Raw genomic sequence first — 2,497 nt, forward strand, 5'->3', positions numbered from 1 at the left:
GGCCGCTTCATGTCCCGGCCCGGCAGCGCCGTCCCCGTCCCCCGGCCCCGCCCCTCAGCCCTCGGTCCCCGCCCCTCAGCCCTCGGTCCCCGCCCGTCCGGACGCACCACCACCGTCCGCACCGCTTCCCTGGCCTCCGCTCCCCGGACCAGCGCGCTCCGGCCCCGGCTCGCTCCCGCCCAGCGGCAGCGGCGGGGCCGGCTCCAGCGCCGGATCCTCCACCCCGAAGGTCCGCACCCGCCCCGGCCCGCTCCACGGCGTCTCGAACCGCACCGTCACCCGCCCCACCCCGCTGCCCTGCACCCACCCCGGCCCGAACTCGGCGTGGTGCACGTCCTGCCCGGGCAGCCAGCGCCGCACGGCCGGCGCCTCCTCCGCGCGGTCGGCCTCCGCCTCCTCGTCCGCACCGGCCTCGTGCCCGGCAGCCTCCGCCTCCTCCCGGACGGCCTGCGCGAACAGGTCCTCCTGCGTGTAGTCGGCCAGTTGCGACACTCCGACGCCCAGCAACCGCACCCCACCCGTGATGTCCACCTGCGAGGCCAGCCGGCGCGCCGTCTCGGTGATCACCGTCTCGTCGTCCGTCGGCCCGCGCAGCGTCTCGGAGCGGGTCAGCGTCGAGAAGTCGAACCGCCGCACCTTCAACACCACCGTCCGCCCCGACCGCCCGGCACCCCGCAGCCGCCGCACGCACCGCGCCGCCAGTGCCCCCACCTCGCGCAGTATCCGCTCCCGATCGGCCAGGTCCACCTCGTAGGTGTCCTCCACCGAGACCGACTTGGCGTCCTGGTCGGCCACCACCGGCCGGTCGTCGAGCCCCGTCGACATCTGGTACACGCCGGCCCCGTGGGCCTTCCCCAGCAGCTGGACCAGCTCGTTCTCCCCCGCTTCGGCGAGATCGGCCACCGTGTTCAGCCCCGACCGGCGCAGCACCTGCTCGGTGGCCGGACCGATCCCCGGCAGTGCGCGGACCGGCATCGGCCCGAGCACCGCGCGCTCCTGGCCCGGCTCGATCATCACCAGCCCGTCCGGTTTGGCCTGCTCGGAGGCGATCTTGGCCATCAGCTTGGACCCGGCCGCGCCCACCGAGGCCGTCAGCCCGGTCCGCCGCCGGATGTCCGCGCGGAGGTCCTCCGCCAGCGCCAGCACCAGCCGCTCGCCCGTCCGGTGCTCCGCCTCCGCCAGCAGCGGACCGTAGGGACCCGCCTCCAGGTCGACGAAGGCCTCGTCCAGGCTGAGCGGCTGCACCAGCGGGGACAGCTCCCGCAGCAGCCCCATCACCAGCTCGCTCACCGGCCGGTAGGCCTCGAAGCGACCGGCCAGGAAGGCCGCGTTCGGACAGAGCCGACGGGCCTGCGCCATCGGCATCGCCGAGTGCACCCCGAACTTCCGCGCCTCGTAGGACGCCGTGGACACCACCCCCCGCCCGCCGAGCCCGCCGACGACCACGGGCTTCCCGCGCAGGCTCGGCTTGGCCGCCTGCTCCACCGCCGCGAAGAAGGCGTCCATGTCGAGGTGGATGATGCTCGGCAGTGACCGCACCCGCCGATCATGCCGCACGGGTCCGACAGCACGGTCGAACCCGGCCGTCTCCCCCCCGGTGGCGGGCCCTACCCGCGCACCGGACCGGCCCCCGCGTCAGCCAGCGCCTTCGGCAGGCCCGGCTCGCGGGGCCCGAGGAAGAGCGGGTCCGGCCGCAGCCAGGCGTTCAGCGCCGCCTTCCCCGCCCCCGGGATCTCCCGCAGCCCGCCGTACAGCCAGGTGAGGTCCCGCGCCTCCGGCACGCCCACCGCGTACGACTCGATGCCGGCCGCCCGGCAGAGTGCCAGCGCCCGCCGCACGTGGAAGTCCTGACTGACCAGCACCGCCCGCTCCACCCCGAAGATCCGGTGCGCGCGCGTGCAGGAGTCCCAGGTGTCGAACCCCGCGTAGTCCCCGACCACCCGGACGTCCGGCACCCCGTGCTCGATCAGGTACCGCCGCATCGCCTCGGTCTCGTCGTAGCTCGCCCGGCCGTTGTCCCCGGTCACCAGGATCGCCTGGACCTTCCGCCGTTCGAACAGCTCGACCGCCGCGTCCAGCCGGTGCGCCAGGTAGGGCGAGGGCCTGCCGTCGAACAGCCCGGCGCCGAACACCACCGCCACCGGCGCCTGCGGCGCCGTCGCCACGGTGCCCACCCGCTCCCCCGCCGAGAACCAGAGCCAGGCGCTCGGCGCCAGCGCCAGCGAGCAGCAGACCGTCACCAGCTGGAACAACCGGCGCTGCGCCCGCCTGCGCCGCAACCGGACGCCGAGCCGCACCGCCCTCCGCACCACCAGGCCGGGGATTCCGGAACCGAAGCGCACGTGCCCTCCCTCTGTCGGTTCACCGGCCACGACGAAACCGCGGGGCCCGGCGGGGGCCACGGCGGGGCCGCCGCGGGGGGCGGTGGCGGGTGAGGACAAGCGGGTGGTGGGTGGTTTAAACAACAAAGAACCCCCCGGCCATGTGGTAGAAGCGG

At 75.3% G+C, this 2,497-nt stretch carries 2 protein-coding genes; both read right to left on the bottom strand.

The genetic code is table 11. The features are described 5' to 3' along the window. Positions 1–75: 75 nt before the first annotated feature. A complete protein-coding gene (locus ACFWOG_RS40585) occupies positions 76–1,539 on the bottom strand; it encodes a DNA polymerase IV (protein ID WP_380364749.1) in 1,464 nt (487 codons plus the stop codon). A 68-nt stretch (positions 1,540–1,607) separates the two neighbouring features. Next, positions 1,608–2,342: a vancomycin high temperature exclusion protein gene (locus ACFWOG_RS40590; protein WP_380364751.1), complete on the bottom strand. Its 735-nt coding sequence runs from the start codon at positions 2,340–2,342 to the stop codon at positions 1,608–1,610. Positions 2,343–2,497 lie beyond the last annotated feature (155 nt).

Source organism: Kitasatospora sp. NPDC058406, assembly GCF_042722765.1.
Taxonomy (GTDB): Bacteria; Actinomycetota; Actinomycetes; order Streptomycetales; family Streptomycetaceae; genus Kitasatospora.